This is a genomic window from Mycobacterium sp., assembly GCF_049673265.1.
Taxonomy (GTDB): domain Bacteria; phylum Actinomycetota; class Actinomycetes; order Mycobacteriales; family Mycobacteriaceae; genus Mycobacterium.
The window spans coordinates 1-6,017 of record NZ_JBATXN010000383.1; the positions used below are offsets into that span (position 1 = coordinate 1).

Annotated in this window: 10 protein-coding genes; 8 read left to right on the plus strand and 2 right to left on the minus strand. The window is 65.1% G+C overall.

Features of this window, described 5'->3' with window-relative positions; genetic code table 11:
• On the minus strand, window positions 1-322 hold a 322-nt coding region (locus tag WBF82_RS13205; protein ID WP_424383465.1), incomplete at its 3' end, for a GNAT family N-acetyltransferase.
• Window positions 319-1,086 carry a winged helix-turn-helix transcriptional regulator gene (locus WBF82_RS13210; protein WP_424383466.1) on the minus strand — a complete coding sequence of 256 codons (768 nt, stop codon included), beginning with the start codon at window positions 1,084-1,086 and terminating at the stop codon, window positions 319-321. The genes WBF82_RS13205 and WBF82_RS13210, both read right to left, overlap by 4 nt.
• 196 nt (window positions 1,087-1,282) lie before the next feature.
• Here WBF82_RS13210 and lmeA point away from each other — a divergent pair, with 196 nt between their 5' ends.
• The 8 genes from lmeA to WBF82_RS13250 all read left to right on the plus strand — a co-directional run.
• Window positions 1,283-2,095 (plus strand): mannan chain length control protein LmeA, encoded by an 813-nt coding sequence (gene lmeA / locus WBF82_RS13215; RefSeq protein ID WP_424383467.1) that lies wholly within the window; start codon window positions 1,283-1,285, stop codon window positions 2,093-2,095.
• Window positions 2,095-2,502: a thioredoxin family protein gene (locus WBF82_RS13220; RefSeq protein WP_424383468.1), complete on the plus strand. Its 408-nt coding sequence runs from the start codon at window positions 2,095-2,097 to the stop codon at window positions 2,500-2,502. Before lmeA ends, WBF82_RS13220 begins: the two co-directional genes overlap by 1 nt.
• Window positions 2,502-2,624 (plus strand): Ms5788A family Cys-rich leader peptide, encoded by a 123-nt coding sequence (locus WBF82_RS13225; protein WP_424383469.1) that lies wholly within the window; start codon window positions 2,502-2,504, stop codon window positions 2,622-2,624. The genes WBF82_RS13220 and WBF82_RS13225 overlap by 1 nt, the downstream gene beginning before the upstream one ends.
• Window positions 2,625-2,722: 98 nt before the next feature.
• On the plus strand, window positions 2,723-3,193 hold the full coding sequence (locus WBF82_RS13230; RefSeq protein ID WP_424383470.1) for a DUF4395 domain-containing protein: 471 nt from the start codon (window positions 2,723-2,725) through the stop codon (window positions 3,191-3,193).
• A gap of 20 nt (window positions 3,194-3,213) precedes the next feature.
• Window positions 3,214-4,047, plus strand: a complete 834-nt coding sequence (locus tag WBF82_RS13235) for a sulfurtransferase (RefSeq protein WP_424383471.1) — start codon at window positions 3,214-3,216, stop codon at window positions 4,045-4,047.
• 1 nt (window position 4,048) lies between these two features.
• Window positions 4,049-4,351: a DUF1416 domain-containing protein gene (locus WBF82_RS13240; protein WP_424383472.1), complete on the plus strand. Its 303-nt coding sequence runs from the start codon at window positions 4,049-4,051 to the stop codon at window positions 4,349-4,351.
• A 145-nt stretch (window positions 4,352-4,496) separates the two neighbouring features.
• Window positions 4,497-5,162 (plus strand): FABP family protein, encoded by a 666-nt coding sequence (locus tag WBF82_RS13245; protein ID WP_424383473.1) that lies wholly within the window; start codon window positions 4,497-4,499, stop codon window positions 5,160-5,162.
• A gap of 102 nt (window positions 5,163-5,264) precedes the next feature.
• A partial coding sequence (locus WBF82_RS13250) for a toll/interleukin-1 receptor domain-containing protein (protein WP_424383474.1) occupies window positions 5,265-6,017 on the plus strand: 753 nt, incomplete at its 3' end.

The following is a 6,017-nucleotide window of genomic DNA, read 5'->3' on the forward strand; positions in this document are numbered from 1 at the left end:
GCCCATCGGTTTTCGACAACGCGGCACGAATCAATTCAGTGCCGATACCGCGCCGGCGGGATTGCGGATGTACCACCAACTCCGCCATGCCGAACCCATCTTGCTGGCCCGGAGAGAGATTCAGATAACCGATGATTCGCTCGCCGCCGCCCTGTTGACGAGCGGTGGCCAGCAGGTGCCCGGTACGGCGATGCGCCAACTCCCGCAGAACTTGCTCGCCGACAGGGGCCACGTCGTCGAATTCACCTGCCGCGCTGACCAGTTCACGTATCTGTTGCTGCTCCTCCGCAGCCAGCTCCACCCGCCACTCGAGGGACGTCACTGGCTGCGCAACGGATCGACCAGCGGCTCCTGGCGACTCTCTGCCTCCGGTTCGTCGTCGGCGGGGGCGGCTTCGCCGCTCGGTGGCCGGCCGCGGCTCGGGCGGACCGCCTTGTAGCCCACGTTGCGTACCGTGCCGATCAGCGACTCGTACTCCGGCCCGAGTTTGGCCCGCAGCCTGCGCACATGCACGTCAACCGTGCGGGTGCCACCGAAGAAGTCGTATCCCCATACTTCGTGCAACAGCTGGGCCCGGGTGAATACCCGGCCGGCATGCTGCGCCAGATACTTCAGTAGCTCGAACTCCTTATAAGTGAGGTCCAACGGACGTCCACGCAACCGCGCGGTGTAGGTGCTCTCGTCGATCACCAGTTCGCCGAGGCTGATCTTGCCGACGCTTTCCTGGTCCTGCAGGCTGCCCTTGCGGCCGATCAGCAGTCGGAGCCGGGCATCGATCTCGGCCGGCCCGGTGCCGGGCAGCAGGATCTCGTCCAGGCCCCAATCGGCGTTGACGGCCACCAGGCCGCCCTCGTTTACCACCACCACCGCCGGAATCGAGCGGCCCGTCGAACTCAGCAACCGGCACAACCCACGCGCAGCGGGCAGGTCAAGTCGCGCGTCGACGATCAGGATGTCGGCGCTACCTGCTTCCAGCAACGAGGAAACATCGGGCGGCGCTGTACGCACGTTGTGCGCTAGCAGCGACAACGACGGTAGGACCACGTCCGGATGCGGCTCCGCGGCCAGTAGTAGTAGATCCAACAAGCCCCTCCAGCGTCGTGGGAAAGGCGCCTCCCAAATTCATGGCGAGGTGTGAAGTTATCGGCCTGGTTATCAAACGATAGCGTGAACCCTCCAAGTCAGCGCGGTGACGATGCCGACCGGAACGGTCTGAGCGGGAAGCGCGCAATTAGACCCAGCGCGGCGACGCTGCAAACCTGCCGCCGAGGTCCGCCACAATATGCGGATGCGTAAGGTGCTGGTCGCTGCGGGAGCGGTGGTACTGGCCGTCGTGATCGTGGCAGTGGGAGCCGCCTGCGTCGACTTCGGGACCACGATCTACGCCGAATATCGCCTGGCCCGTACAGTGCGCCAGACAGCCAACCTGGGTTTCGATCCCTTCGTCGCGATCATCGGCTTCCCGGTAATCCCGCAGGCGATGCGCAACCACTACCGAGAGGTGGAAATCAAGGCCAGCGCAGTGGACCGTCCGGTGATCGGGAAAGCCACGCTGGAGGCGACCATGCATTCAGTTGACCTAAGCGACACGTCCTGGCTGATCGGGCCGAGCGCCAAGCTCCGGGTCGGCAAGCTGGAGAGCCGGATCATCATCGACTCGCTGCATCTTGGCCGCTACATGGGTATCCGCGATCTGATGGTCGAGGCGCCGCCTCAGGAGACCAACAACGCGACCGGCGGAACAACCGAATCGGGGATCTCGGGCAGCCACGGTCTGGTGTTCACCGGCACCCCCAAGTCGGCCCACTTCGACAAGCGGGTCAGCGTGTCCGTGGACCTGTCGATGGCCGGCGACGACGAGACCACCCTGGTGTTCACCCCTACCGGTGTGCTGACCGGCCCGGATACCGCCAACCAGAAGGTTCCCGACGACAAGCGCGACGCGGTGCTGGCCGCATTCGCCGGCAAGCTGCCCGACCAAAGGCTTCCGTTCGGGCTGACGGCGACGAGTCAGGGCGCCCGCGGCTCCGACGTCATCATCGAGGGCATCAACAAGGGATTAACGATCACGCTCGACGGGTTTAACCGGGCATGATGCCCTCGATCGTCGCCGTTGTGGCTGCGCTGGCGGTGGCAGCCGTCGCCGGCTGGCTGCTGACCCGGCGCACCGGCGCTGTCCGGCCGACCGATTCCGGGGCGGAACTGGACACCAGCGACTTGGGCCTGTCGGCCGCCGGGCCGACCGTCGTACATTTCAGCGCGCCATGGTGCTCGCCGTGTACCCACGTGCGCCGGGTGGTCACCCAGGTGTGTGACGACCTCGGTGATGTCGCGCATGTGGAAATCGACATGGACGCCAATCCAGCGGCCGCGCGACGTCTTTCAGTTTTATCGCTGCCCACTACTTTTATCTTCGACTCGCACGGACGTCAGCGATACCGCGCCGCGGGTGTCCCGAAAGTCGATGACCTGCGGTCGGCGTTGACTCCGCTGTTGGCTTGATGCCGTGGCCATTGGGTAAGCTGTCCGACGTGTCCGCCCGCCTCGAGCTCCTGCTCACCAAGCGCCGCACAGTTGATCTGTGCCGCATCGCGGGCTGCTGCTGTTGTTGTTGTAGTTGCTGAGTAGCCGCGCATTCGCGCGCCGCGCTCGGAGCAGCCAGGAACAAACACCTTGGCGCGCGTCCCCCATACCCCTGCACAAAGCAGCTAGGAGCACCATCATGTCGAGCACCAGCACCATCGACCAGGTCGATGTTCGCGGGCCTCGATTCGTCGCCTGGATCACCACCGTCGTGCTGGTGACCACCCTCGTCGTTTGCGGGGTCAGCGCGCCCGCCGCCGCGATCATCCTGGGCCTGCAGGCCGTCATCTTCGCAATCGGCGCCACGGCCGGCCCGCGCCGCCACCCCTACGCCCTGATCTTCGCCAATCTGGTGGCCCCGCGCCTGGGACCGGTCCGTGAACGCGAGCCGGTGCCTCCCCTGAAGTTCGCCCAACTGGTCGGCCTGGTCTTCGCCGTCATCGGCGCGGCCGGGTTCGCTTCCGGTACGCCGCTGGTCGGCCTCATCGCTACCGCAGCAGCATTGGTGGCGGCTTTCCTCAACGCAGCTTTCGGGATCTGCCTGGGCTGCCAGCTCTACCCGCTCGTCGTGCATCTGAAGCCCACTTCCAGGACTTCCGAGCCCGCATAACCCCCGAAAGGATCCACCACATGGCACGCTCCGACGTCCTGGTCTCCACCGACTGGGCCCAGAGCAATCTCGACGCCGCGAACACGGTCTTCGTTGAAGTCGACGAGGACACCAGCGCATACGACGTCGGTCACATCCCCGGCGCGGTCAAACTGGACTGGCGTACCGATCTGCAAGACCCCGTCAAGCGTGACTTCGTCGACGCCCAGCAGTTCTCCAAGCTGCTGAGTGACCGCGGCATTGCCAACGACGACACCGTGATCCTCTACGGGGGCAACAACAATTGGTTCGCCGCCTACGCGTACTGGTATTTCAAGCTGTATGGCCATGACAACGTCAAGCTGCTCGACGGCGGCCGCAAGAAGTGGGAGCTCGACGCGCGGCCGCTGTCGACGGAGACCGTGCAGCGGCCCGCGACGTCGTACAGCGCCAAGGCGCCCGACAACAGCATCCGGGCGTTCCGCGATGAAGTCATCGCGGCCATCAACGCCAAGAACCTGGTGGATGTCCGCTCACCCGACGAGTTCTCCGGCAAGATCCTGGCGCCAGCCCACCTGCCTCAGGAGCAAAGCCAGCGACCCGGCCACATCCCCAGCGCGATCAACGTGCCGTGGAGTAGGGCCGCCAACGAAGACGGCACGTTCAAGTCCGACGAGGACCTGGCCAAGCTCTATGCCGACGCCGGTCTGGACGGGTCGAAGGAAACGATTGCGTACTGCCGAATCGGCGAGCGCTCGTCGCACACCTGGTTCGTTTTGCAGGAATTGCTGGGCCACAGGAATGTCAAGAACTACGACGGCAGTTGGACGGAATACGGCTCCCTGGTGGGCGCCCCGATCGAGTTGGGAAGCTGATATGTGCTCTGCACCGAAGCAAGGACAGACGTTGCCGGCCAGCGTCGACCTGGAGAAGGAGACGGTGATCACCGGTCGGGTTGTCGACGGGGACGGCCAGGCCGTCGGCGGCGCCTTCGTGCGCCTGCTGGACTCCTCCGACGAGTTCACCGCTGAGGTCGTCGCATCGGCCACCGGTGACTTCCGGTTCTTCGCCGCACCCGGATCCTGGACGCTACGCGCCCTATCGGCTGCTGGTAACGGTGACGCGGTGGTGAACCCGTCGGGCGCCGGGATCCACGAGGTCGACGTCAAGATCGCCTGAGCAGTCTCCCCGACGAGTCCGCGCATCGTTGTCGAACTAGACTCGTCGGCGTGGTTTTGCTCTTCGAGCTCATTCTTGTCGGGATGACCGTGTTCATCTCATGGTTCGCGCTGTACATGCTCTACCGGCTCATCACTGACGAGTCGTGACCTCCGAGGGCCCTGACGGACCGGCCGGATCCCGTGGTTCCGGAGACCGTGCCGTGGCCGCAGCCGCCCAACGCGCCAAAGTGACCGCGGCGCGCAACATCCCGGTCTTCGACGACCTGCCTATCCCCGCTGACACGGCGAACCTCCGCAAAGGCGCAAATCTGAATGACGCCCTGCTGGCTTTGCTTCCGCTGGTTGGCGTTTGGCGCGGCGAAGGAGAGGGCCGCGGAGCCGACGGCGATTACCGGTTTGGGCAGCAGATCGTGGTTTCACACGACGGCGGCGACTACCTCAACTGGGAGGCGCGGTCGTGGCGGGTCTCCGATACCGGCGACTACCAAGGACCCGATCTGCGGGAAACGGGCTATTGGCGCTTCGTGAAGGATCCCCACGACCCGAGCGAATCTCATGCCATCGAGTTGCTGCTGGCGCACTCCGCCGGCTACGTCGAGCTGTTTTACGGACGGCCACTCAACCAGTCGTCGTGGGAATTGGCCACCGATGCGTTGGCCCGCAGCAGATCTGGTGTGCTGGTCGGCGGCGCTAAGCGGCTCTACGGCATCGTCGAGGGCGGCGACCTGGCCTACGTCGAAGAACGGGTGGACGCAGACGGCGGGTTGGTGCCGCATTTGTCGGCGCGGCTCTCGCGGTTCGTCGGCTGACACCCGTCGGCAGCAGCATCCGAATCCTGCCCGGCCAGAGCGAGGATGCGTTATCGTCGCATCGCAGTTTGCCCGTTCGCCCCCGTGCCGGAGGAGACTGCTATGGGGCTGTTTGTCAGCTACTCAAGCCAAGACCGGTCGGCCATCGAGCCTTTGACGACGGCGCTTCGACGGGCCCGCCAGCAGGTTTGGTTCGACGAAGACCTCGGCGGCGGGCAAGCCTGGTGGAACGAAATCCTCGAGCAGATCCGCGCTTGCGAGGTCTTCATCGTCGCGCTGTCGAATCACTCGCTGGAGTCCAAGCCCTGTCAGGCCGAGCTGCGCTATGCGCAGGCGCTGCAGCGACCCATCCTTCCTGTTCGGATCGGCCCGGTCGACAGTATGCGGGCCAATCCGCTTGCCGCACTGCAGGTTATCGACTACCAGAGCCCGACCGTTGACACCGGTATCCAGTTGGTCACCGCTGTCCACGCGTTGGCCGCAAAGCAGCCGCCATTGCCCTCGCCGCTGCCCGACGAACCGCCGGTGCCGTTTGCCTACCTGATGCGCCTGTCCACTACCCTCGCCGAGCAAGATCTGGACCCTCGTCAGCAAACCCACTTGCTTACCGAACTCAAGTCCGGGCTCGAAGAGGACGGCGACGATCCCACGGCCCGAAACGACATCGCCCGTCTGCTGCGAATGCTGCGCGACAGAAGCGATGTCACCTACCGCACGCGAACCGAAATCGAGGAACTGCTCGCGTCGGTCGATACCAAGGCCGCGGTCGCGGACGCCCCGACCGTGGCAGCGCGGCCGCAGCACGAGCACCCGGTGGCGCGGGCTGCCACCCCCGCAACGCCGCCAACCGAATCG